This is a genomic window from Kurthia sp. YJT4 (assembly GCF_030219945.1).
Lineage (GTDB): Bacteria > Bacillota > Bacilli > Bacillales_A > Planococcaceae > Kurthia > Kurthia gibsonii.
Genome location: NZ_CP126689.1, coordinates 863559 through 887969, shown reverse-complemented (window position 1 = coordinate 887969; position 24411 = coordinate 863559). Strand labels below are relative to the sequence as shown.

Annotated in this window: 20 protein-coding genes; 5 read left to right on the top strand and 15 right to left on the bottom strand. The window is 37.3% G+C overall.

What is annotated here, in order from left to right; genetic code table 11:
• Positions 1–31: 31 nt before the first annotated feature.
• A complete protein-coding gene (locus QN089_RS04210; protein WP_285216029.1) occupies positions 32–1555 on the bottom strand; it encodes a hypothetical protein in 1524 nt (507 codons plus the stop codon).
• Positions 1556–1679: 124 nt separating this feature from the next.
• On the opposite strand from QN089_RS04210, the gene QN089_RS04205 reads away from it, so the two are divergent.
• A complete protein-coding gene (locus tag QN089_RS04205) occupies positions 1680–3095 on the top strand; it encodes a zinc ribbon domain-containing protein (protein WP_285216028.1) in 1416 nt (471 codons plus the stop codon).
• Positions 3082–4440 carry a zinc ribbon domain-containing protein gene (locus QN089_RS04200; RefSeq protein ID WP_285216027.1) on the top strand — a complete coding sequence of 453 codons (1359 nt, stop codon included), beginning with the start codon at positions 3082–3084 and terminating at the stop codon, positions 4438–4440. Before QN089_RS04205 ends, QN089_RS04200 begins: the two co-directional genes overlap by 14 nt.
• A gap of 111 nt (positions 4441–4551) precedes the next feature.
• On the opposite strand, the gene QN089_RS04195 is transcribed toward QN089_RS04200, so the two are convergent.
• The 7 genes from QN089_RS04195 to mutS form a co-directional block, all read right to left on the bottom strand.
• Positions 4552–4851: a rhodanese-like domain-containing protein gene (locus QN089_RS04195; protein ID WP_068454617.1), complete on the bottom strand. Its 300-nt coding sequence runs from the start codon at positions 4849–4851 to the stop codon at positions 4552–4554.
• 130 nt (positions 4852–4981) lie between these two features.
• The gene (gene hfq, locus QN089_RS04190) at positions 4982–5212 is read right to left on the bottom strand and encodes an RNA chaperone Hfq (protein WP_285216026.1); all 231 of its coding nucleotides are present in this window, start codon (positions 5210–5212) and stop codon (positions 4982–4984) included.
• 35 nt (positions 5213–5247) lie between these two features.
• On the bottom strand, positions 5248–6186 hold the full coding sequence (miaA, locus tag QN089_RS04185; protein WP_068454623.1) for a tRNA (adenosine(37)-N6)-dimethylallyltransferase MiaA: 939 nt from the start codon (positions 6184–6186) through the stop codon (positions 5248–5250).
• Positions 6164–7108, bottom strand: coding sequence for an alpha/beta fold hydrolase (locus QN089_RS04180; RefSeq protein ID WP_285216025.1), 945 nt, complete (start codon positions 7106–7108; stop codon positions 6164–6166). Before QN089_RS04180 ends, miaA begins: the two co-directional genes overlap by 23 nt.
• Positions 7101–8765 carry a glycerol-3-phosphate dehydrogenase/oxidase gene (locus QN089_RS04175; protein ID WP_087680136.1) on the bottom strand — a complete coding sequence of 555 codons (1665 nt, stop codon included), beginning with the start codon at positions 8763–8765 and terminating at the stop codon, positions 7101–7103. The genes QN089_RS04180 and QN089_RS04175 overlap by 8 nt, the downstream gene beginning before the upstream one ends.
• Before the next feature lie 19 nt (positions 8766–8784).
• A complete protein-coding gene (mutL, locus tag QN089_RS04170; protein ID WP_285216024.1) occupies positions 8785–10635 on the bottom strand; it encodes a DNA mismatch repair endonuclease MutL in 1851 nt (616 codons plus the stop codon).
• Positions 10636–10653: 18 nt separating this feature from the next.
• The gene (mutS, locus tag QN089_RS04165) at positions 10654–13254 is read right to left on the bottom strand and encodes a DNA mismatch repair protein MutS (protein WP_481810423.1); all 2601 of its coding nucleotides are present in this window, start codon (positions 13252–13254) and stop codon (positions 10654–10656) included.
• A gap of 143 nt (positions 13255–13397) precedes the next feature.
• On the opposite strand from mutS, the gene QN089_RS04160 reads away from it, so the two are divergent.
• A complete protein-coding gene (locus QN089_RS04160; RefSeq protein ID WP_285216023.1) occupies positions 13398–14837 on the top strand; it encodes an MFS transporter in 1440 nt (479 codons plus the stop codon).
• A 75-nt stretch (positions 14838–14912) separates the two neighbouring features.
• Positions 14913–16334 carry a cryptochrome/photolyase family protein gene (locus QN089_RS04155; RefSeq protein WP_285216022.1) on the top strand — a complete coding sequence of 474 codons (1422 nt, stop codon included), beginning with the start codon at positions 14913–14915 and terminating at the stop codon, positions 16332–16334.
• A gap of 133 nt (positions 16335–16467) precedes the next feature.
• Here the strand turns inward: QN089_RS04155 and QN089_RS04150 are convergent, their stop codons facing one another.
• A complete protein-coding gene (locus QN089_RS04150; protein ID WP_068454641.1) occupies positions 16468–17907 on the bottom strand; it encodes a DASH family cryptochrome in 1440 nt (479 codons plus the stop codon).
• Positions 17908–17985: 78 nt separating this feature from the next.
• Here QN089_RS04150 and QN089_RS04145 point away from each other — a divergent pair, with 78 nt between their 5' ends.
• A complete protein-coding gene (locus tag QN089_RS04145) occupies positions 17986–18252 on the top strand; it encodes a TIGR03643 family protein (RefSeq protein WP_068454643.1) in 267 nt (88 codons plus the stop codon).
• Between the two features lie 61 nt (positions 18253–18313).
• Here QN089_RS04145 and QN089_RS04140 read toward each other — a convergent pair whose 3' ends face one another.
• The 6 genes from QN089_RS04140 to QN089_RS04115 form a co-directional block, all read right to left on the bottom strand.
• Positions 18314–19054, bottom strand: coding sequence for an alpha/beta fold hydrolase (locus QN089_RS04140; protein WP_285216021.1), 741 nt, complete (start codon positions 19052–19054; stop codon positions 18314–18316).
• 72 nt (positions 19055–19126) lie between these two features.
• Positions 19127–19480, bottom strand: a complete 354-nt coding sequence (locus QN089_RS04135; protein ID WP_068454649.1) for a YlbF/YmcA family competence regulator — start codon at positions 19478–19480, stop codon at positions 19127–19129.
• A 1-nt stretch (position 19481) separates the two neighbouring features.
• Complete coding sequence (gene miaB, locus QN089_RS04130) at positions 19482–21020, bottom strand: tRNA (N6-isopentenyl adenosine(37)-C2)-methylthiotransferase MiaB (protein ID WP_285216020.1); 1539 nt, start codon at positions 21018–21020, stop codon at positions 19482–19484.
• 119 nt (positions 21021–21139) lie between these two features.
• Positions 21140–21430: a hypothetical protein gene (locus QN089_RS04125; RefSeq protein ID WP_121176230.1), complete on the bottom strand. Its 291-nt coding sequence runs from the start codon at positions 21428–21430 to the stop codon at positions 21140–21142.
• A 114-nt stretch (positions 21431–21544) separates the two neighbouring features.
• A complete protein-coding gene (locus tag QN089_RS04120; RefSeq protein ID WP_087680145.1) occupies positions 21545–22411 on the bottom strand; it encodes a 2-oxoacid:ferredoxin oxidoreductase subunit beta in 867 nt (288 codons plus the stop codon).
• On the bottom strand, positions 22412–24160 hold the full coding sequence (locus QN089_RS04115) for a 2-oxoacid:acceptor oxidoreductase subunit alpha (RefSeq protein ID WP_285216019.1): 1749 nt from the start codon (positions 24158–24160) through the stop codon (positions 22412–22414).
• Between the last annotated feature and the right edge of the window lie 251 nt (positions 24161–24411).

Below are 24411 nucleotides of genomic sequence, written 5' to 3'. Positions count from 1 at the left end.
CATATGTGGAAACTTGAAAAAAGCAGGTTTCTCATTTTAAAGAGCGACGATGAAAGAACGTATTTTTTCGCAATACTCGCTTCGTGCGAAGAAATACGAGCATACCAATTAATAAAAGAAAAACTCCAATGGGTAGCCACTTTTTAATGGGCAGAATAGGCGAGTCACTCGTTTTCACCGTTGTTGTATGATGATTCGCTTTTAAAATTTCTGTTTCTTGCCCTACTTGATTCGCTTCAGCTGTAATCGTTTTTGTTTTAAATAATTTGTTTGTATTTTTCGAATCTCCACGTTGTCCCGAACTAATCCATGCATGTTCTAAGACATCGACTTGAACAGGGATAAAGGTTTCATTTCCACTTCTGTCACGTCCGATTAGTTGTATTTTATGCTTCCCTGATCGGCGAATTTCTTCAATTGGTTTTGATAATTCTAATGTTAAATCCGTTCGGTCATAGTCACGAATTGTCGCTTGTAAGTCTTTTAAAATTTTTTCTACAGTTATGTCATCACCTTGTTCATACACATATTTTTTCTTTTGGATTGAAATAGTTGGAGGGGTTGTATCTAGAATTGTGAGAGGAATTTGTTTAGTTTGGCGGTTATTTAAATAGACAGGTAATTCATAATGTCCAATTTTTTTAAAGTCGACTTGTGTTAAGTCCATTCCTTGAATTGATAAAGGAGCTAAATCACGCTTTAATTTCTGTATCGAGATTGGCTCGCCTAACTCATATTGTAATTCATTCATCTCTTTTCGCCCGATATGAATGAACATTTCTTGAGGTGTTGCTTCATTTCCTGCTGTATCTTTTGCTGTGACCATTGCCGTATATCGTCCCTCTTTAAAACGATTCACCTGTGATAAATCAATTTGAACCTCTGTTACAGTGGAACGTTCTTGTACTGTAATATTTGCATCCTTTATTACTTGGTCTTGTGTCATGCGCTCTCCTTGATGATAGTAAACATGCTTACGATCAATTGTGAATTGTGGCTTTTTCCGGTTAAGTACGCGAATCGTTGCAGTTTTTTGTACTTGTCGTCCATAGGAATCTATCAGGCGAAGTGGCGCTATGTAGGTTCCAACTTCATTCAATACAGGTGGTTGTGCAAGCCATTCAAGTGTATAATCAGCCATTTTTCCACCAAAAAGTGCCGTCATCATAAATGTTTTGAGTGACTCTTTTTCATCAAGGTCACGTTCGAATAACAAATCATAAGGGACTGGGAGAGGTGTTTGTTCTTGTATAATCATCGGCACAGTCGCAAGAACTTGACCATCTATTAAAAAACGAATTGTGTACGTTCCTGTTTGATGATAATTAACTGAGGCATCATCTACAATGACACGTTTTGTACTTCCAATTACTTCAATTGCATATAATTTCATTAATTGTTTAGCTGTAGGTCGTGGTGTGTCAACTTGCCAAATGCCCCGTTCGATTTCATTAGCACGAACAACAGGTTCACTTGCTGCTTTTGTTTGCTGTACATAAAAAATAGAACAACAAAAAAAGAGCATGAATAGGAGTATCATCTTAGGTTGTTTCAAAAGTTATCTCCTCCTACTATTTCATTTATGTCTTTGAACTTTTCCCGTAACCGATTTTTGTAAAACATTGATTGTAAAGGAAATTTGAATTCGCTATACTTCTAATTAGAAGGAGTGGATGATTATGGAAAAAATTTGCGTGAAATGTTTACATGTACTTCAAAAGAATGAAAAAACATGCTCAATTTGTCATACAAAACAACCCATAAATAAAAAGAAAATCATTCGTATGACAACCGCTTTTATTTGTTTATGTTTACTCTGCTCTACTTCTTTTTTATTTTTTTCATTGCAACGAGCGAATTATTCAAAAGAAAATGTCATGTCGCAGTTTGAAAAAGCGATTAGCGAACGAGATGAACGTACTTTACAAAAATTATTAATTCATGAAGATCAAACAAAAGTTCAAGCACATGAAGCAAAAGCACTCATCCAATTAATTTCAACGCTTGGTGAAGTGCAAACAGTCGCTTTATTTCGTCCTATTAAAACAAATTCACATATAAAACCCTATCGCGTAACGGCACCTTCTGTTTCATTAATCAAAAAGAGACGTAACATGAGCTATGCTTTTCATCAAGTAAAAGAACCATTAATCCCAGGAGTCTACCCAGTTCGCGTAACAATGCTATCTGATTCTTTTCCTTCAAGCACAGTTGTAAGTGCTCCACTATCAAGTCCAGATACGATACCTGAAATCACAGAAACAACGGTTTCATTCAAATTTAATTCTATTTTTGAATCGATTTTACCGTTTATAACTGTCAAAAAGCAAAATGTACAAACATCACTTTCTCACTTAATGATGAATAGCCCCATTTCAGTTTATGCACAAGAACCATTTCGAGTGGAATATACTTTTCATGCACCTTGGGGAGATTTACATCAGAAGGAATCGAGTATAGAGCAGTTTACTGATTTTATAAACATAAGATTTTTAACAGTGAAACAACAAAAACAACTAGAGGCAACACTAAAAAAAGCTTTGTTAAAAGATGAACAAGCATTTACAACTATGTCTTTCAAAAAGAAAATGAATAGGATTCCCATTATAAATGAAGATTTTTCTCTGATTTCCGTCATACCTGCTCTGAACAAGAAAAATGAATTGAATGGTGTAATTGCACAGTATTATGTAAATGATGCAAAAAAAACGCATCTAACAGCACATTTCTTATTTAAGTCATCTAAACATCATTTTGAATTACACAATTTATCCTATTATCAAAACAATCACGCTGTATTTGAAAGTGATGAAAAAGCAAATAAGTGGATGCGCTATTTAACTTTAAACCCACTTTACTTATCGCAAGAAGATTTAAAAGCACTTTTTAACATGCATCTACAAAACGCGTTATTTGCCGAAATTTCATCCGAATATGCTTATTTATTCAACTATCCACAACAAAAAATTAAATCCATTGACGTAAAAAATGAAAATCGCGTCATCTTGCACCTATCTTCATATAATTTACAATTAAAAGTTGACCTTAAAAAAAGAGACTATAGCTGGGAGGTAGCTGAAATTGTTAAAGAATAAACCTACACATTGTCCTAAATGTCTACATGAACTACCAAACAATACATTGCGATGTAACGTATGTGGTGAAAAAGTACATTCTCCTTATACTAAAAGAATTTTACTTTTTACAATGATTTTTACTGGTCTATGTCTTGCACTATCGAGTACTTTTTTAATCGTTTCTGCAAATCGTGCGAATCATTCAAAAGATAAAATGGTTGAACGCTTTGAACAGGCACTCGATGAACGAGATGAAGGTGAACTACAAAAGATCATAACACATCATGATGGCACATCTATTTCAGAAGAAGAAGTGCATGCATTAATTGAACTTGTGAAGAAAAAGGGAGAGGTATATGTATTGCCGTATTTTAAAGCGGTGAAAAATAATTCTTACTTCAAACCTTATCAAATACGTGCGAAAAAGACGGCTCTCGTTCAACCAACAGCAAATATTGAACTTTCGATTAAAAATACCGATATAAATAATTTAATTCCAGGTATTTATAAAATCGATGTGAATATTGCACCAACGTATTTAGATGAAAAAAAGACGATGAGTCGAGAAATTTCAGCAGCGCAAACCGAACTGTCTTCTACTATTTCTGCAAATTATCTTTTACCAGAGAGAGAAGTTCCGTTATTACAAACAGAGATTACACTTGGCAAAAAGACCGCACCTCTGACTGAATTTGTATCGAATCATGCGGTAGCACTACCTGTATACGACGATAATGAATTCATTTATACAATCCATTATCCTTGGAAAGATGTACGAAAAACACAGAGTCAATTGCATAAAGAAGATGCATTTTTTTACGGGAACTACTTGGTAACTCCTAAACAACTAAAAGAACTAAAAAATCATCTCAAAGCATATAACAAAACGGCAAAACAAAAGGTACCGATTCATAACTTAGAAGAAACGACGAAAATGCTTTACTACAATGATCGAAATGAGATTACAGGCATCTGTTTGTATATGTCGTTAAAGAACGAGAAAATGATGGGCGTTCGATTCGACTATAATCAACAAACTAAAAAATTTGATGTAAAGGAAGTCGCTTCTAGCTCACATGACCTCACAAAAATGTATCTACAAAGCGGAATACGTCTAGATCAATTATCCCAACAGGAATTACAAACGTATATGATTTTGCATCCTGGTGGTGTAGTAGGATTCGACTCAAATGAAATTCAATTAGATACCATTCTTCCTACACTAAAAATTGAAAAAGTCGAGAAAGTTAAACATGTAAAGAAAGATGAAAACCAACGAGATTTCCATTACGTCACATGGTATTCGTACTTCGATGAAAGTAAAAAGAAGCGCGTACAAGCAAAAAAAGATTTTTATTTTTAAGCACAAAAAAAACAAACTGGAACCACCTCAAAGCGTGATTCCAGTTTTTCTTATGCTCATATGGGGGAGTATTTTTACACGTATATCCCAGCCATTTTATATGCAACTAAATTAGAACTCTAATTCGCCATCCCAAACACTCATACCGCCTTCAAGGTTCGTTACATCATAGCCTTTTCCTTCTAGGTATGTGCAAGCGCTAAAGCTACGTCCACCTGCATGGCAAACAATAATGTATGGTGTTTCTGGATCTAACTCTTCAAAACGTTCTGGAATTTGACCTAGTGGAATATGAACCGCACCTGGAATGATGCCATTTGCCACTTCTTCATCTTCGCGCACGTCAATAATATGTAAATCTTCATTTGCATCTAGTAATGCAAGTACTTCATCTGTTGTAATTGATTTCATGTCTTAAAAAATCCTCCTTTGATTTTACCTTTCTTCAGTATAAAGTTTTTTATAGCGATTGAATAGTCGATTGACTTAAATTCTAGTAAAAACAAAGAGGAATTGTACGACTGCACAATTCCTCTTTCTCTTATTCTTCTGTTGGGCCTTCTAAGCCAATTGATTTTGACGGTGAGAAGGTTGAGATAGCATGCTTGAAAATTAAATGTTGCTTACCATCTGCTTCTAGTAATACCGTAAAGTTATCGAATGATTTAACCGTTCCCTTTAACTGGAAACCGTTCAATAAGAATACGGTTAAAAAAATAGAGTTTTTGCGGAGTTGATTTAAATATAAATCTTGTAGATTCATCGATTTCATATAGATCCCCCTTAGATTTGGCTAAACTTTTCTAACTACCAATCTTTATACCCTGTTTTTTTCAAAATATTACTAACTAAACTACTTTTTTCTTCTTTCGCATCAAACCAGTTCACATCCAACTTATTTCGGAAGTACGTTAATTGACGTTTTGCGTAGCGACGTGAATTTTGCTTTAAATTCTCTATCGCTTCTTCTTTCGTCACACTCCCATCAAAATATTGATAGAGTTCTTTATAGCCAATCGCTTTAATCGATTGACAATCGCGTACACCGCGCTCATAAAGTCCTCGTACTTCTTCTTCTAGACCTTGCTCTAGCATGATATCCACACGAAGATTAATGCGTTCATAGAGTGTATCGCGGTCCATATTTAAACCAATAATAAAATGATGATATAGTGGTTTATTCCCTTGTTTCGACGCTTCATCTGACTTCTTTTGCTCACTATGTTCCGCCATTTCAAGCGCACGAATAACACGACGCGTATTATTCGGATGAATGGTTTTCGCTGTTTCAGGATCAACAGCCATCAATTTTTCATGCATCTTCTCAGGACCTACTTTTTCAAGCTCCTCGTAATAGGCTTTACGAGCAGTATCATCAATCTTCTCATCGGTAAAACGGAAATCATATAAGACCGATTGCACATATAAACCTGTTCCACCAACGATAATAGGCATCTTACCTCGGTGTTGAATTTCTTCAATTTTTTCACGTACTAACTGCTGGTATTCTGCAACTGAAAATTCATCTGTTGCCTCTTTAATATCAATGAGATGATGCACGATCCCCTCTTTTTCATCTTCTCGTATTTTAGCAGTTCCAATATCTAAATCTTTATAGACTTGCATGGAATCACCGTTAATAATCTCACCATTTAATTGTTTGGCAAGTTCGATGCTAAGCGCTGTTTTCCCTACTGCTGTAGGCCCCACAATCGCCAATACATCATACTGCTGTTGCTCGTTCATGACTTTTTTTCTCCAACCATTTTAATATTGTTTTATAAACCATTGTATTATTTTGTTCATTTAAAATCTCATGTCGCTTATGTTCGAATAAGTGTACAGTCACATGTGTAAAACCAGCATGATAGTATTGGCGTGCAACGCGCCATACTCCTTTACCATAATCACCAACAGGGTCTTCTTTACCGCTAATCAGTAGAATTGGTAAGTCTTTACTAATTCGATTCACTTCGGCTTCTTTTGATAATGTCGCAAGCCCCGTTAATAAATCGACATAAAATTGATTGGTGCATGTGAATCCACATAAGTCATCTTCAATATATTTTCGCACTTCTCTTGAATCTGTTGAGAGCCAATCCGAAGATGTCTTACTATTTTCTACTTTGGCATTATACGAACCGAACGACATCTGTTCAAGTAATTTTGCGGGCTTCGTTTTGCCTTTTTGACTTGCTAATAAACGAGCAGTATAAAGCCCCACACGATGTAATGAAGAAAAAGCACCTGTACCAATCAAAATTACTTTTTTCACTTCATGACTATAAAATTCGATATAACGTCTTAAAATAAACGACCCCATACTATGACCAATTAAAATTGGCATTGGCCAATCATGCTCTTGTCGAATCGCTTGAATGACATCATGAGCATCTTGTACGACAACTTCAAAACCATCTTCTTCGGCAAAGAAACCATAAGGCGCATTATTTTTACTAGCTGTCTGACCATGTCCACGATGGTCATGGGTAGATACGACGTATCCATGTTCATTTAAAAAGCGGGCGAACTTTTCATAACGTTCTTGATGTTCCGCCATACCATGAAAAATATGTACATGCCCGCGTATTTCTTTTTCGGGCATGTAGACATTCGCTACAATGATATGGTCATGTTGTACGCGAATTTCTTTTTGTATTTTATCCATGTGAACCTTCCTTTGCAAAATGCGTCGCATCTTCAAGAAGTTGTTCTAACTCTTGTTGATGAAGTGCTTTTTCATGATCTGTATATTCCAAGTAATCACTCATTAAAGAGATGACTTCATCTTTATACTTACGCACTTGTTGAATATCGAAATACAATTTACCTGTACGACGAATGAATACATCGGCTGGTGTATAAGCCATTTCAAACTGCATACCATAAATCACTTCTAAATATAAATCGACAGGTAGACCGCGGTCTTTGTAGTCATTTTTGGTTACACGTAAAATACGGTAGATGTCTTCAATGTTTGTACCATATTTGTGTACAAGTTCTTCTGCAACTTTTTTCGTCAAGCCATACTGCACACCTTCATCGCCTTTAAACGCGACATATGCGTCAAAATTTTCTGGTGTTAGCATAGTTGCACCTGATAAAGATAACTCTTTCGTAACACAAGGACCTGTACCTCTAAACTCTTTACGTTTCGCCAAACGGTCTACTACTTCTTCCGCCATTCGACGGTAACCTGTTAACTTTCCGCCTGCCATTGTTAAGAGACCCGATTCAGACTCCCATACTTCATCTTTTCGTGATACTTCAGAAGGATCTTTACCTTTTTCATAAATTAACGGACGTACCCCAGACCAAGTAGATTCTACGTCTTTGAATGAAACATCAACATCTGGGAATATATAGTGAACTGCATCTAAAATATAGGCTACATCTTCACTTGTAGCGACGGGCTCAACTGGATCATCATGATAAATCGTATCAGTTGTCCCTACGTAGGCTTTTCCTTCTCGTGGAATGGCAAAAATCATACGTCCATCTTCCGTATCAAAATACACAGATTGTTTTAATGGGAAAATAGATTGATCAATTACGATATGAACACCTTTTGTACGTAACAGTGCTTTTTTACTTGATGCTAATGGATCACGTTCCATTACTTCATTCACCCATGGGCCCGCTGCATTGACAACTGCTTTTCCACGAATTGTTATTTCACGCTTTGTTATTTGATCAATTGCATAAATACCTGCTACTTTTTTATTGTCATCGTAAATGAATGATAAAGCTTTTACATAATTCAAAGCCACTGCACCTAGCTCAACAGCTCTTTTTAATACTTCAATTGTTAGACGTGCATCATCTGTACGGTACTCTACATATAAACCGCCACCGCGTAAGCCATCTTTCTTTAAAAGTGGTTCTTTTTGAAGCGTTTCTTCTGGACTAAGCATAACGCGACGCTCTGACTTTTTTACACCGGCTAAACTATCATAAACCTTCAGTCCAATTGAAGTTGTTGTAGGACCAAATTGCCCACCTTTATAGAAAGGGAGTAGCATGCCAAGTGGTGTTGTAATATGCACACCATTTTCATAAACGATTTTTCGTTCACGCCCCACTTCTGCTACAATCCCTACTTGTGCTTGTTTTAAATAACGAAGTCCTCCATGTACTAACTTCGTTGAACGACTCGATGTTCCTCCTGCAAAATCTTGCATATCAATAATTGCTACACTTAAACCACGTGATATGGCATCCAGTGCAATACCTGCTCCTGTGATTCCTCCACCAATAATAACTACATCAAAACTTTGTCGGTTCAATTGATCAATTTGATCTTGTCTACGAGCTGCTGAAAACATTCTGTCGTCCTCCTTTTAATTACATCACACGTTTAAACATCTTTTCGATTTCATACGTTCTAAAATGGACAATTACAGGGCGGCCATGGGGGCAAGTGAATGGTTGATGGCATTGTTTTAGGTCAGCAATTAATCGGACCATTTGTGCGTGATTGAGATAATGATTCGCTTTAATGGATTTTTTACAACTCATCATAATTGCTGCATCTTCTCTTAACTTTTTTACATTTGCTTTGCCTTCATTTAATACTTGTTCAATTAAATCTTCAATAATCTCTTGTTCTAAATCTTTTGGAAACCATGTGGGATATTCTCTTACCACAAATGAATGTTGACCAAATTCTTCTAAAAATACGCCAACTTGTTCGAGTTCATCTTTCGCAGAACGAAGCGTAAGTGCCTCATCTGCTGAATAATGAAAAGTCAGTGGTAGTAAAAGTGCTTGACGCTCATTTGCATGAACTTCACCTACTTTTTCCTTGAAGAATTCATACTTAATACGCTCCTGCGCTGCATGTTGGTCAATTAAGTAAAAACCATCTTCACTTTGTGCCACAATATACGTCCCATGAATTTGTCCAATCATTTCTAATTCTGGAAAAGGTTCTTTCTCTACTTCTTTTTCCACCAATTCATCTTTTTCAACCTCTTTTACATCGAGGTTTTCAAAAGGTGTATCTATTATATCTTCCCACGTTTCTGCGGCGTCCAAACTTACTGAATCAACAAAAGGCTCTTCAACTTTCTCTTGGACTTGCTGTGCTTTTCTTGGCAACTCACCAAACTGTTCGATTTTTGTATTCGCATAGTCTATTTGTTTCCAAAAATTCACTTGTTCTGTTGAAGGAGCTAACTTCTTTTTCGGCTTAGCAATTTCAGGTACATGCATATGTGAACGAATGGCTTCATGGATTGTTTTTTCAATTAACTGCATCAATTCGCCTTCTTTACTAAGACGAATTTGTTGCTTTGCTGGATGCACATTCACATCTGTTAAGTGAGGGTCCCCTTCAATATGAATAACCGTAATCGGCGCACGTCCAATGGGTAAATACGTATGGTATGCTTCTAAAATCGCTTTTTGAATTGTATAATGCTTCACCCAACGCCCATTCACAAAGATGGACATATAATTTTTAGATGCGCGCGTAATTTCCGGGATTGTTGTAAAACCGTAAATCTTATAGTCCTGTGACTCACCTTCAAATGCGACCATTTTTTTCGCGTTGGATACACCGTAAATTGCCGCCAAAACATGTTGTAAATCGCCACGACCATTTGTTTGAAGTAGCATATGATCGTGATGACGCAATTTAAATGCGATATTCGGATAGCAGAGCGCTAAACGGTTCATCAAATCAATTGTATGTCCCAACTCTGTTTGAATGGTTTTCATATATTTTAAACGTGCGGGTGTATTATAAAAAAGTTGCTTCACTTGCAAGTCCGTTCCACGACGAAGTAGTCCTGGCTTTTTCTCTTTCACATGTCCACCTTCTAAATACACTTCTAAACCTGTTTCACCATTTGAAGTCATGAGATGCACTTTTGAAACAGATGCAATGGACGCGAGTGCCTCTCCCCTAAAACCTAATGTACGAATACGAAACAAGTCGTGTTCATGATGAATCTTACTTGTCGCATGACGTTGGAATGAGATGAGCGCATCTTCCTCGTCCATACCATGCCCATTATCGATGACTTGAATGGATGTTAGACCTGCTTCTTCTAAAATGACTTCAATGGAGGTACTACCTGCATCGATGGCATTTTCAACAAGCTCTTTGACAACAGATGTTGGTCTCTCTACTACTTCACCCGCTGCAATTTTATTTGATAAAAAATCATCCATTATTTGAATTTGCCCCATGCAAAAGACCTCCTTTTTTTATTTTAATAATGTTTGCTGTAGTTGATACACAAGTTGCAGTGCATCCATCGGTGTTGTACCAGATACATTCAGTGAACGAAGCTTATTTAACGCTTCTTGTTCTTCTTGTGTTAATGCTGGTACAGCTTCCTGCGCTTCAAAGAATGAAAGTTGATCTGAACTTTCTTTGACCTGCTCTTTTACAGGCACTTCGACAATCTTCTCTACAATTTTTTCAATCACTTGCACTTCGCCACTTTGAGTATTTGACTCGAAATTTGCAAGTAACTCACGTGAACGTGAAATAATTGCTTCTGGTAATTCAGCAAGTTCAGCTACGTGAATACCATATGATTGATCAGCAGGTCCTTCTTTTACTTTGTGTAAAAATACAACTTTACCATCTTGCTCTGTGGCAGCTACATGGACATTACGTAAACGAGGTAGTGCTTGTTCAAGTGTTGTTAGTTCGTGATAATGTGTTGAAAATAACGTGTTCGCTCCGATTTCATCATGAATATATTCCATCATCGCTTGTGCTAAAGACATCCCGTCATATGTGGATGTGCCACGACCAATCTCATCAAACAGTAATAAACTACGCTCTGTCGCATGCATGATCGCATGTTGTGATTCCATCATCTCTACCATGAATGTACTTTGCCCGCCTGCTAAATCATCCGCTGCACCAATACGTGTAAAGATTTGGTCGGTTACAGGTAATACCGCTTCATCTGCTGGCACATAACAGCCCATTTGCGCCATGATTGTAATCAATGCCACTTGACGCATGAAAGTTGATTTACCAGACATATTCGGTCCTGTAATTAATAACATATTTTCATCCGTTGTTAAAATACAGTCGTTCGGTACATAGAGTGATTTATTCATCATTTTTTCAACGACTGGGTGACGACCATTCACAATTTTTAATGCTTGCTCATCATGGAATGTTGGTTGTACAAACTGATAGTTCTCTGCCACCGTCGCAAAGCTTGCGAATACATCAAGTTCACTAATTTGAGAAGCGAGTTGCTGAATACGCGGAATAAATGGTTTAATTTTTTCACGTATTTCAGTGAATAATGTATATTCTAACTCTAAACTTTTTTCTTCCGCATTTAAAATGATTGCCTCTTTTTCTTTTAATTCTTCTGTAATAAATCGCTCAGCATTTGCTAATGTTTGCTTACGTTCATAGCGTGTTAAATCAGCTAAATGGACATTCGATTTTGTCATTTCAATGTAATAACCAAAGACGCGATTATAACCAATTTTTAAATTTTTAACACCTGTTCGTTCACGTTCTTTTTGTTCTAATTGGGCAATCCAATCTTTTCCATTACGAGAAGCGTAGCGATAATCGTCTAATTGCGCGTTATATCCTTCTCGAATGACATCGCCTTCTTTAATCGAAATCGGCGGATGATCTGTAATGGCTTGGCTTAAGAAGGCTTCGATGTCTTGGCAATCATCCATTTGACGACTAAGTGCAATCAGTTGCTCATGCCCTGATTCTTCTAATTGTTCACGAATGAACGGAATTTGGCGCAGTGATGCACGTAGCTGTGCTAAATCACGCCCACCCACACTACCGAACGCAATACGTCCTGCTAAACGCTCTAAATCATACACTTCTTTTAATAAGGTTTGTAATTCTAGACGAATAAAGTAACTGTCCATTAAATGAGAAACAGTTTGCAGTCTTTTCTCAATCGCAGTACGGTTCGCTAATGGTTGGTGAATCCATTGTTTGAGTTTACGTCCACCCATCGCTGTGACCGTCTCATCTAAAAGCCATAATAACGAGCCTTTTAGCTCACCACGCAACGTTTGAATCAACTCTAAATTACGTTTTGAATTGGCATCAATTTTTAAAATCGACTGCACTTCAATAAACGTAAATGGCTGAATATGTGATAGAGCGCGCAATTGTGTTTCCTCTAAATAATGGAGTAAACGCTTGGCTACTGCATGTAAATGCGTTGGAATATTTTCTATATATTCTTTGGCATCAGCAACTTGTTTTTCAGCAATGGATAAAACAATCGCATAACGGTCTGCTAACTCCAACCATTCATCATATAGTTCAGGACTAACGACAACTTCACGAATTTGGAGTGATTGGAGTTGTTGGAATACATCCTTCACGTCACCATCAATATATGTAGCAACTGCTTCCCCTGTCGATAAATCTAAATATACAAAACCATATTGCTGCGCTAACTTCTCAACGGCTGCAATGTACACATTACTCTTCTGGTCAACATTTTTCCCTTCCATTACAGTACCTGGTGTAACCACTTGTACAACTTCTCGCTTTACAACACCTTTTGCCTGCTTTGGATCTTCTGTTTGCTCACAAATCGCTACTTTATATCCTTTTTGAATTAATGTATCAATATAATTCTTAGCCGAATGGTGGGGTACACCACACATTGGAATACGTTCTTTCATTCCTGCATCGCGGCTTGTTAATGTAATCTCTAAAATTTGTGATGCACGTGTTGCATCATCAAAAAACATCTCGTAAAAATCACCTAAACGATAAAAAAGAAAGGCATCTTTATAATCTGCTTTTACAGCTAAATATTGTTGAATCATGGGCGTATATGCCATTATTAAAACCTCACATTCGTGCTTTTCATTTCATTCTATTATAACAAAAATATGTTCATAAATCGTTCTAAGCAATTGAATTGTTTCAGGCTTTGAATATGTTACACTTAGAATTAGATTACTATGAACAAAGGAGTCTCTTTATGCAAGCTCATCCAATTAGAATTTTACGTATCATGGGCATTCTTGACGGTTTGTCTTTACTTGTTTTACTTTGCATCTCCATGCCGCTCAAATATATATGGGACCATCCACAATTTGTTACGATCAATGGTGCGCTTCACGGTGGAATTTTCATTCTCTACTGTTTAGCGATTTTATATGTTCAAATACGTATTCAATGGCGCGGTCATTGGACGTTCTTATCATTCCTTGCTGCTTTTATCCCGCTTGGAAACTTTGCGCTCGACCGGCAATTAAAAAAGATGGAACACACAACAACGACGCAACCATTCCAAAAAATTTGGATTGTGTATGGGATTATCTTCTTCTCATTCTTTGATTTATTTGTACAACTACCTGTTATGAGTACATATGCACTTTCACTCGGCGCTTCGACATTCGTTGTCGGGATTGTTGTTGGTCTGTACTCATTTACGAATACATTCGGTAATATTTTTTCAGGTATTTTTACAGATAAAATTGGCGCATATAAAATGCTCATGCTCGGACTGCTGTTATCTGTCGCATCTCTTTTTAGTTATCAATTCATTGAAGATCCAACCATGTTATTAATCGTTCGCTCACTTCATGGCTTTAGTAGTGGCTTTATTACTCCCGCTGCCTTTGCGTTACTCGCGAATTTACGCAGAGAAGGTACACAAGGTAGTGGTAGTGCATTTACAGGTGCATTCGTCGGACTTGCAGCGATTATCGGACCTGCAACAGGTGGTATTTTAGCGACGAAAATGTCTGTTCCAAACGTCTTAAGTATCGTTGGTGGAATTGGAGCACTTCTATTAATTGCACTGTTATTTTTACAACGAACAAAACAGCAGCGCAGTCAAAATGTAATGAAAGAACGTGTCCCACTTGTTTGGTCTAAAAAGCTCGTTCAGTCTTATGTCGGTGCATTCTTTTTAATGTTTTCACAAGGTAGCCTTGCTTATTTATTACCTATTTATGTACAAGAGTTAGGTTATACTTCGCGCATGTCGGGAACTTTATTAAGTATGTTCGGGATCGTTGCTGTCATCATTTTCATTACACCACTCAATCGGATTTTCGATTATTTATCAGCTTCTACATCTCTTTTCATCGGGATTGTCTTACTTGGTGTCAGTCAAATCTTATTAGGTGAAGCGACGACGACGATTCCACTATACGGTGTACTATCGCTTTATGGAATTGGGTTCTCATTCACATTCCCAGCTATTAATAAATTACTTGCGGAAGCAACTGAAAAAGAGATTCGCGGAAAAGCTTACGGCTATTTTTATGCGTTCTTCTCCATCGGAACCGTTGCTGGCTCTTTTGTACTTGGTTCACTCGACTTAATTAATCAACCAGGATTTTTATTTACAGGTGTTTCACTACTTGCTTTTAGTATCGTCGTATTTTTTTTACGTGAGAGAAAAGGTTAAATTCACTATTTTTGACAAGTCTTATAGTGCATTATACGATAAGTTAGATTGAATTTATGTAGGAGATGATCTGAGATGTTTACATTGGTGCTTTTTCAACAAGACCTTCGTCTACATGACCATCCTGCGCTTTTTCATGCCGCAGAAAACGGTCGTGTAGCGACTGCTTATATTGCTCAACCACTAAAAAGTCGTCCAACAGCTTCAGATGTGTGGCGACACCATGCACTACTTGATTTACAACAATCCTTAAAGAAAAAAAATCAAACGCTTATTTTACGACAAGGTGACTTCGTTGATGAGGTGCTAAAGTTAATAGATGAACTGAAATGCGATGCAGTTCATTGGCATCGTTCATATGAAAAAGAACGGATCGAGGTACTGCAAAAATTACGTCAAGCACTTGAACAAAAAGGCGTACACGTGCATGAATTTGAAGGCACGCTCTTATTACAACCTGAAGAAATCGTGAACGGCAAAAAAGAACATTATCAAGTGTTTACACCATTTTGGAAACGATATCGCGGTGAACATATTCCTTCTTCTCTACCAGAGCCTGAAACAATTGAGCAAGGTGAATCAGCGCCTTCACTCTCTGTAGATGACCTCGGTCTACTCGACTCTGTTAATTGGTATGATGATGTACTTGCGCATTGGAAAATTGGTGAGCGTGCTGCGATTGACCAATGGCTTCATTTTAGAGAAGAACCGATTGCAAACTATGCAGAAGACCGTGATTTCCCTGCAAAAATGAGTACATCTTTACTCTCACCACATCTTGCTTGCGGTAGTATTAGCGCACGTGCTTTATGGGCTTCAGGTCGTAGTATGATGCAATCTGAACAATATACAGCAAAAAGCGATGAAATTGATAGTTTCTTACGCCAACTCGTATGGCGTGAATTCTCGTATTATCAACTGCATTACAACCCTGATTTAGATGCTGTCCCGCTAAGAAAAGAATTCGAAGCATTCCCTTGGTTAAATAATGACCAAGCATTTGTGGAATGGCAAAAAGGACAAACAGGCTATCCATTAATTGATGCGGGCATGCGTGAATTATATGCGACAGGCTTTATGCACAATCGTGTGCGAATGGTTAGTGCATCTTTCTTAGTCAAACATCTATTGATTGAATGGCAAAAAGGATATGAATGGTTTAAAGAGACGCTTGTAGACTTTAATATAGCGAATAATGGCATGGGATGGCAGTGGGTTGCTGGTTGTGGCGCAGATGCTGCTCCTTACTTCCGCGTCTTTAATCCGATTTTACAATCAGAAAAATTTGATGGAAAAGGCAATTATATTCGTAAATGGTTACCCGAACTAGAAAATGTACCAGACAAATATATTCACGCACCATTCGAAGCACCTGAGCGTGTACTAGAAGAAGCTGGCGTGGAACTTGGACGTAATTATCCATTCCCGATTGTTGATCATAAAGCAGGACGAAAGCGTGCGCTTGAAGCGTATGATGTGATTAAGAAAAGTAAATAATATGAGAAAAAGTCCTTCCGCATGCATTGATGTGGCAGGACTTTTTTTATGTCTCCAATATTGGTTTATAATAAGCTGAACTTTTGTTCATCATATAATAATAGATGATGTAAAATCTATAGTTTACGTATAACTAATCTTTTTTCACTGCACGTAAGTACTTCTGTTTTTGTTCATTTGCAGAGGAAAATAAGTCAACGATTGGTGCTGCATAATCGATGCCTAATATCACACCATACTGCTTTTGCTCATCATCTGTTAAAGGCTCTGTTGTGTAAACTCGATGCGCTGGAACGTCTTTCAAAATTGGTAACCATCGTTTCGCGTATTGCGCTTTTGGATCATAATCTTTTCCTTGTTTTGCTACATTGAATACACGGAACTCGCGTGCATCATTCCCCACGCCCGCAACATAACACCAATTACCATAGTTACTTGACACATCATAATCAATGAGCTGTGATTCAAACCAAGCTGCTCCCATACGCCAGTCGATTCCTAAATTTTTCGTTAAGAAGCTTGCGACATTTTGACGACCTCGATTCGACATATATCCTGTTTGTTGTAGTTCTTTCATATTGGCATCTACTAACGGATAACCTGTTTCACCTTGTAACCATTTTTCAAATAAACCTTCATCTTGTGACCAAGGAATGGCTAAATCATCAATTCCACCTGCTTGAAATAAACGATTGCCATATTTACGATGAACAAGAGAGAAATAATCGCGCCATAATAATTCAAAGAATAGCCAATATGTTGAGCGATTCTTTATACGGGATTTTTCATAGCGCTGAATTTCTGCATAAATCGTTCGTGGTGATAAACAACCATATGCTAAGTAAGAGGAAAGTTTGGATGAATCATCGCGACGTAACATGCCGTTACGTGTTTCTTTATAGACACATAATGCATCTTGATCAAAGAAATAAGATTGAATGCGTTGTAGCCCTGCTTGCTCGCCACCATGTTCAATTGGTTGTGCAGGTGGTGTTTCGTGAATCCCTAATTCCTGTAATGTTGGAATTGGTATTTTCTCAACTTCTTTAGTAGAACCTTTTGGACAGTCGAGTGGCGTACGCACAACACACTGCTTCTCTACTATTTTTCGGAACTGCGTAAATACGTCTGGTAACTGTGAAATTGAAAAAGGCAAATCGGCTGGATGAATTAAATTATGCGTATCATACGCATGGAATGTCACGTGAGGTAATTGTTTTTTCACTGCATTTTCTACTGCCATTTCTTCACTTGCTACTTCAACAGAATAAAATATTTTTTTAATCGTATGCACTTTAGCTAACTTTTTTAGCACGACTTCTGGCTCGCCTATTTCAATGTGTAGTGGGTAGCCAAGTTTTGCTAAACTATTTTGTAAATCAGCGATACTTTCTCGTAAAAACTGCGCACGGTGTACACCAGTTTTTAAAAATCCATATTTCGTTTTTGTAAATTCACGTGGATCAAAACAATAGACACCCATCACTTCAAGACCTGAAGCAACTGCTTGTACGAGTGGTTCGTGATCTGTCACACGCAAATCATGGCGAAACCATACAACTGAATAATCCATAAATTCATCTCCCTGTACTTTCATTCTTCTTCATTATACAATATGCTCAAATAACTTCACGTCTAAAGGAGAATGAATATGACGACAAGTCAACCATTAACAGTAGATGAAATTGACCGTATTATTGAGATGGCATGGGAAGATCGTACACCTTTTGAAGCGATTGAAATTCAATTCGGTTTAAAGGAAAAAGATGTCGTCCAACTCATGCGTAAAGAGATGAAAGCTTCTTCATTTAAAATGTGGCGTAAACGCATGCATAACCGAAAGCCAAAACACGTAGCTTTTCGCACACCAGATACAAAACGCTTCCGTTCACCAATGCAAAAAACATATACTTTTTAAACATAGAAAATTCCGTATGATTTCGAAAAATCATACGGAATTTTGGTGTGTCTATCTTATTCTAATCATCTTTTGTCAAAACCATACGAATTGCATCAATGACAAGCGCTGGCTTTTCAACCATGCCCATATGTCCTGTTGGAATACGCACTTTTTGTACATTCGGTCCATCCGTTTCAATTGGTTTCATAATTGAATCATTTATCCCTTCAATGATTGCAACAGGTATCGACCCTTCAGTAATAACCGTTGTACGTTCAGGTCTTTGCTGCATCGCTGTTAATTGATAGACCATCCCTTCAGGTGTCGCATACTTCGCCACTTTTCGCATGTAATCAATTGACTCTTCTGAAGAACCTTCTGGGAAGAAATTTTCAATCATAGAATCAACAAAGACGTCGACTCCTTTTTCACGAATCTCACCTTTTTGTTTTTCACGCTTTTCACGCGCTTCTTCTCCATCAGCTAAATCTGATGAGAATAATAGAACAAGTTGTGAAACAGGTGCAATCTTTTCATCTACAGCTGCTAAGGCAACGTAGCCACCCATTGAATGCCCTACCCAGATAGCTTCCTCTACACCTTCTTGCTCTAATACTTCGGCTACTTCTTTTGCATAATCTTCAACTTGATAATCTGATTTTTCAATTTGACTCTCGCCAATACCTGGTAAATCAACAACATATACAGTATGTGTTGCGGCTAAGTCTTCAATAATAAAATCAAAACTATGACCGCCGCTTAAAAATCCATGTACAAAAACAATTGCTGGACCAGTTCCTTGTTTTTTATATGCTAACAATAGAAACATCTCCTTTTTCATTTAATTTCCAAAAAAGAGCTTTCTAAAACATGGTATTGTTTGGTAATTTAATTATTTTGTTGTTTCATCAACTCGTTGAACGATTGTTTGCGAAACCATTTGCAACAATTCATTCACTTCTTGCTGCACAACTTGAAATTCTTCAACAATTGGCATCGCATATAATGTACTTTCTAATGCTTCAATTTTTGCTTCTACTTCTGCTAAAGCTTGCTTCTTACCAAAATGTTGTAAGTTGACTGCTTGCTTCTGTAAAGCTTTCATCTGTGCAATAATTTCACTTACTTTACCATTGGCATCAATTTGCTTTTCTGCACGTTTGAAAAATTCAACTTCTTCTGTTTCTTCCATCATCTGTGCGATTTGACGTGCTTTTGCTAATACTTCTTCTTTTGTGTGGCTCATATTATTTCACCTCAGCGGTTTTTGACACAACCTCAACGAATTCTCCTGCTAATGAGTGTGTTTTTGCTTCTGTAATACGTACATGTACATATTGTCCAATGACTTCTTTCGGTGCAACAAAATTCACTAAACGGTTTTTACGTGTATAACCTGCTAATACTTGATCATTTCGTTTACTTTCACCTTCGACAAGTACTTCAACAATTTCGCCTTCTAACTTTTTCAACGCTTTTGCTGAATATTCAGCAACAACTTCATTCAAGCGATGTAGACGTTGTTTCTTCACTTCTGCTGGTACATTATCCATCATTTTCGCTGCCGGTGTACCTTCACGTGGTGAATAAATATATGTGAATGCCATTTCAAAGCCTACTTCTCTATAAAGAGATAATGTTTCTTCAAATTGTTCTTCTGTTTCATTCGGGAAACCAACAATAATATCTGTTGTTAATGCGACATCTGGAATTGCTGTACGAATTTTACGCACTAATTCTAAATAGCTTTCGCGCGTATATTTACGTGCCATAATTTTTAACATATCGCTTGAACCTGATTGAACAGGTAGGTGAATATGTTCAACTAAGTTTCCTTTTTTCGCTAATACTTCGATTAAATAATCATCGAAATCACGTGGGTGACTTGTTGTAAAACGAATACGCGGAATATCAATCTTACGCAGTTCATCCATTAAATCGCCTAAACCAATAGATGAATCAGGTAAGTCTTTACCGTATGCATTCACGTTTTGTCCAAGTAATGTAATCTCTTGATAACCTGCTGCTGCTAACTCACGTACTTCTTGAATAATGTCTTGTGGTAAGCGACTACGCTCTTTCCCGCGTGTGTAAGGAACGATACAGTATGTGCAGAATTTATCACAGCCATACATAATATTAACCCAAGCTTTTGTTTGGCCTTTACGCACTTTCGGTAAGTTTTCGATGACATCGCCTTCTTTAGACCATACATCAATGACTGTCTCTTTTGATAAGTACGCTTCATTTAAAATTTCTGGTAGACGGTGAATATTATGTGTACCAAATACCATATCTACTTGATCATATGTTTTTAAAATTTTATTAACAACGGCTTCTTCTTGCGACATACAGCCACAAACACCGATTAATAAATCTGGATTTTGTAATTTTAAAGGCTTGAAGTGTCCTAGTTCACCAAACACTTTATTTTCAGCATTTTCACGAATTGCACATGTATTCATTAAAATGACATTCGCCTCTGTCACTTCATCTGTCGCTTCGTAGCCTAATTGCTCAAAAATACCTGCCATTACTTCTGTATCATGTTCATTCATTTGACAGCCATATGTGCGAATATAGAATTTACGTCCTCTACCCATCTCCGCAAAACGCTCATCAATTTTGAAATCTGCATGATATTCAATTTCTTCTTTACCACGCTTTTTCGCGTCTTTTAAAGAAGGTGTCTTTTGGAAAAATTGACTATAATCTTTTTCTTTCACTGGTTGTAATGGTTTAAAAGGCTTCACTTGTTGGCCTTGTAATCGTTGTTCTTCGTTCATCTTCGGTATAACTCCCCTCATCTACGCACTGATCTTTACATCAGTTAGATGTTCTTTCAATTTGAACATATCTAATCTATCATACCAAAAATCACACGAATACTCACTGATTTCATCCATTAAAATATGTCGAGATTGATTCCTGTATAGAATGCGTAGTTGGAAGCAATCAGAAACAACATGATGTAAAAGAGTGGACGGTATTTCCCCGCCCATTCATATGCTTTTTCTAGCATAGCTTCACTAAATTTCCGATATAAAGCAATCATAGCGAACATAATGAGTAACTGAGGAAAAGCTAAAAATAGTGATACATCTAATGCTAAAAAGACTTCAACTAATACTGCCATACCTAATAAATGCAGTTTTGTGTACAGTTTATAATACGTTTCGATTAACCATCTGTTCATTGATTCGATCACTCCTTTTATCTTTAGTTATACGGAGTGATTGTATGAAAGTTCCATTTTTAGACAAAAAAGCATCACACGCATTAGGCATGTGATGCTCCCTATATCTTTTACTTACATGAATTCCTTCATTAAGCTGTCTAAGTCTGTTTCTTTTAAGTTAATATCTGCTTCGTGAAGTGGTGCTTCATCATAGCCGATTACTTTGTCTTGATAAGAAGTTGTTTCTGTATCTTGGTAGATGATTCCTGTTACAAGGCTTTCATGCTCCATAACTGTTTTCATCGCCATTTGACGGTCTGAAGGGTCATAGCCTTCGATATCAGCTAACTTCGTTAAGTTCTCTTTGAACCAGTCATATGTGTTTACTTTATTATATGTTACACATGGGCTGAATACGTTGATGAACGCAAAACCTTTATGTGCCATACCTGCTTCAATAATCGCTGTTAATTCTTTTAAATCTGTAGAGAAGCTTTGTGCGACAAATGTTGCACCTGAAGATAAAGCTACTTCTAATGGTTTTAATGATGGTTCAATTGCGCCACCTGGTGTTGATTTTGTGACAAAACCAGCAGCTGAACGTGGTGACGTTTGCCCTTTTGTTAAACCATAGATTTGGTTATCCATAACAACATATGTGACATCGATATTACGACGAATTGAGTGTACAGTATGTCCCATACCAATTGCGAAACCGTCACCGTCACCGCCTGTTGCGATAACATTTAAATCACGATTTGCCATTTTTAAACCTTGTGCAATTGGTAATGCACGACCATGAATACCATGTAAACCGTATGCATTAATATAACCTGATAAACGACCTGAACAGCCAATACCTGAAACCACTGCTAATTCATGTGGTTCAATACCGCGGTTTGCTGCGGCACGTTGAATCGCTGCTTGTACAGAGAAATCGCCACATCCTGGGCACCAGTTTGGTTTGATTGTATTACGAAAATCTTTAAATGTTCCCATTTATTTTAGCAACTCCTTTACGCGATTTAAAAGCTCTAGTGGTAAGAATGGTGTACCATCATATTTCACTAAGTTGACTACTTTATGATGTGCACCCATGTTCATTTTTAAGATACTTGCTAATTGACCTGTTGCATTATTTTCTACAACGATTACTTTTTTCGCACCGTCAACAAGTGGTTGTAATTCTTCTGTTGGGAACGGATGAATCAGACGAATATGTGCATGATTCGCTTTAATTCCTGCTTCGTCTAATAATGGACGCACTTCTTCGATTGCACCTTTTGTTGAACCGAAACCGATGATTAATACATCTGCTTCGTCATGCGGTGCATCTGTAAATACAGGTGTATCAAAGTGTACATGCTCTAATTTGCGCATACGTTTATCCATTTGTGCTTGACGATTTGATGCTGATTCAGATGGTGTACCAATCTCACTATGTTCTACACCCGTTACGTGGTGAATACCATGTTTTTGCCCTGGTACAACACGAGGTGATACGCCGTCTTCTGTTACTTCATAGCGTTTAAAGTATGCTTTATCTTCTGCTTCTGGTAACTCACCTAAGTTTAGTTTACCACGCTTAATTTCAATTTTATTAAAGTCAAATGGTTCAACTGTTTGTTTACCAAGTGATAATTGTAAGTCTGATAAGACGATAACAGGTAATTGTAACTCTTCTGCGATATTGAATGCTTGGATCATATCATAGAAAGCTTCTTCACCTGTTGATGGTGCGATGACTACTTTTGGAATTTCACCATGCGTACCATATAACATCGCCATTAAGTCCGATTGTTCTTGTTTTGTTGGTAAACCTGTTGATGGACCACCACGTTGTGTGTCTACTACAACAAGCGGTGTTTCTGTCATACCTGCAAGACCAAGTGCTTCCACCATTAATGAAAGACCAGGGCCAGCTGATGCTGTGAATGCACGAATACCACCGTAGTTTGCGCCGATTGCCATTGTTGCTGCTGCAATCTCATCTTCTGTTTGAATAACAGCGCCACCGAATTTTGGTAACTTCTTCGTTAGATATTCCATAATTTCTGTTGCTGGTGTAATTGGATATGCTGCCATTAGTCGAACGCCTGCTGCAAGCGCCCCCATCGCTAATGCTTCATTCCCAATCATAAACATACGATGTTTTCCATCACCAGGTGCTAATTCAAATTGACCTTCTTCTAAACCTGCTTCCACAAGTAAGTCGTGCATAATTTGATGTCCCTGTGCGATTGCTTCCATGTTTTTCGCGACAACTTCTTCACCTTTACGTCCGAAGATTTCACTTACAACACTTTGGAATACTTCATCCTTTAAGTTCATTAATGCCGCAGTTGCACCGATCGCTACCATGTTTTTCATTAATGTTGTACCTAGTTCTTTTGCTGTCTCTGTGAACGGTACAATATATAATGTTGCTTTTGAATCTTCTGGATTCACTGGCTTGAATTTTGCGTCCGCTAAAATAACACCTGTTTCATCTAATTCCTTATAGTTGACGTCGATTGTTTCTTGATCGAATGCAACTAAAATATTCAAATCATCTGGAATTGTATGAACGGCTGTTGTACGAACATTGATTTTATTGTTTGTGTGACCACCTTTAATACGTGAAGAAAAGTGACGGTATCCGTATAAGTGGTATCCTAGACGGTTCATGGCAGTAGAGAACATTTCGCCGGTACTTTCAATACCTTCCCCTTGTTGCCCACCGACTTTCCATGAAAGCTGATGTAACATATATAAACATCTCCTTAAAACAGGTTATTTTTTAAATTCATTTCTACTTCATCAGTTTATCATGAAGGCTATCGTTTCACTATTGTTAATCATACTTTTTTAGGAATTTCAGACCTTTGACGGAATAAAAATTGACAGAATTCAAAACATTTCGGTCTTTTCTGCTGAAATCGTATTTTTATACGCCTTTTAAACCAATAAAAGAAACATAAAAGCGAACATTCTATTTTTAAAAAAATAAAACGTTCGCT

What these genes read in the sequence shown, in the direction of transcription:
- QN089_RS04205 (WP_285216028.1), top strand. Translation starts at nt 1,680, where the DNA reads ATGGAAAAAATTTGCGTGAAATGTTTACATGTACTTCAAAAGAATGAA.
- QN089_RS04195 (WP_068454617.1), bottom strand. Translation starts at nt 4,851, where the DNA reads ATGAAATCAATTACAACAGATGAAGTACTTGCATTACTAGATGCAAAT.
- hfq (WP_285216026.1), bottom strand. Translation starts at nt 5,212, where the DNA reads ATGAAATCGATGAATCTACAAGATTTATATTTAAATCAACTCCGCAAA.
- miaA (WP_068454623.1), bottom strand. Translation starts at nt 6,186, where the DNA reads ATGAACGAGCAACAGCAGTATGATGTATTGGCGATTGTGGGGCCTACA.
- QN089_RS04180 (WP_285216025.1), bottom strand. Translation starts at nt 7,108, where the DNA reads ATGGATAAAATACAAAAAGAAATTCGCGTACAACATGACCATATCATT.
- QN089_RS04175 (WP_087680136.1), bottom strand. Translation starts at nt 8,765, where the DNA reads ATGTTTTCAGCAGCTCGTAGACAAGATCAAATTGATCAATTGAACCGA.
- mutL (WP_285216024.1), bottom strand. Translation starts at nt 10,635, where the DNA reads ATGGGGCAAATTCAAATAATGGATGATTTTTTATCAAATAAAATTGCA.
- mutS (WP_481810423.1), bottom strand. Translation starts at nt 13,254, where the DNA reads ATGGCATATACGCCCATGATTCAACAATATTTAGCTGTAAAAGCAGAT.
- QN089_RS04160 (WP_285216023.1), top strand. Translation starts at nt 13,398, where the DNA reads ATGCAAGCTCATCCAATTAGAATTTTACGTATCATGGGCATTCTTGAC.
- QN089_RS04155 (WP_285216022.1), top strand. Translation starts at nt 14,913, where the DNA reads ATGTTTACATTGGTGCTTTTTCAACAAGACCTTCGTCTACATGACCAT.
- QN089_RS04150 (WP_068454641.1), bottom strand. Translation starts at nt 17,907, where the DNA reads ATGGATTATTCAGTTGTATGGTTTCGCCATGATTTGCGTGTGACAGAT.
- QN089_RS04145 (WP_068454643.1), top strand. Translation starts at nt 17,986, where the DNA reads ATGACGACAAGTCAACCATTAACAGTAGATGAAATTGACCGTATTATT.
- QN089_RS04135 (WP_068454649.1), bottom strand. Translation starts at nt 19,480, where the DNA reads ATGAGCCACACAAAAGAAGAAGTATTAGCAAAAGCACGTCAAATCGCA.
- miaB (WP_285216020.1), bottom strand. Translation starts at nt 21,020, where the DNA reads ATGAACGAAGAACAACGATTACAAGGCCAACAAGTGAAGCCTTTTAAA.
- QN089_RS04125 (WP_121176230.1), bottom strand. Translation starts at nt 21,430, where the DNA reads ATGAACAGATGGTTAATCGAAACGTATTATAAACTGTACACAAAACTG.
- QN089_RS04120 (WP_087680145.1), bottom strand. Translation starts at nt 22,411, where the DNA reads ATGGGAACATTTAAAGATTTTCGTAATACAATCAAACCAAACTGGTGC.
- QN089_RS04115 (WP_285216019.1), bottom strand. Translation starts at nt 24,160, where the DNA reads ATGTTACATCAGCTTTCATGGAAAGTCGGTGGGCAACAAGGGGAAGGT.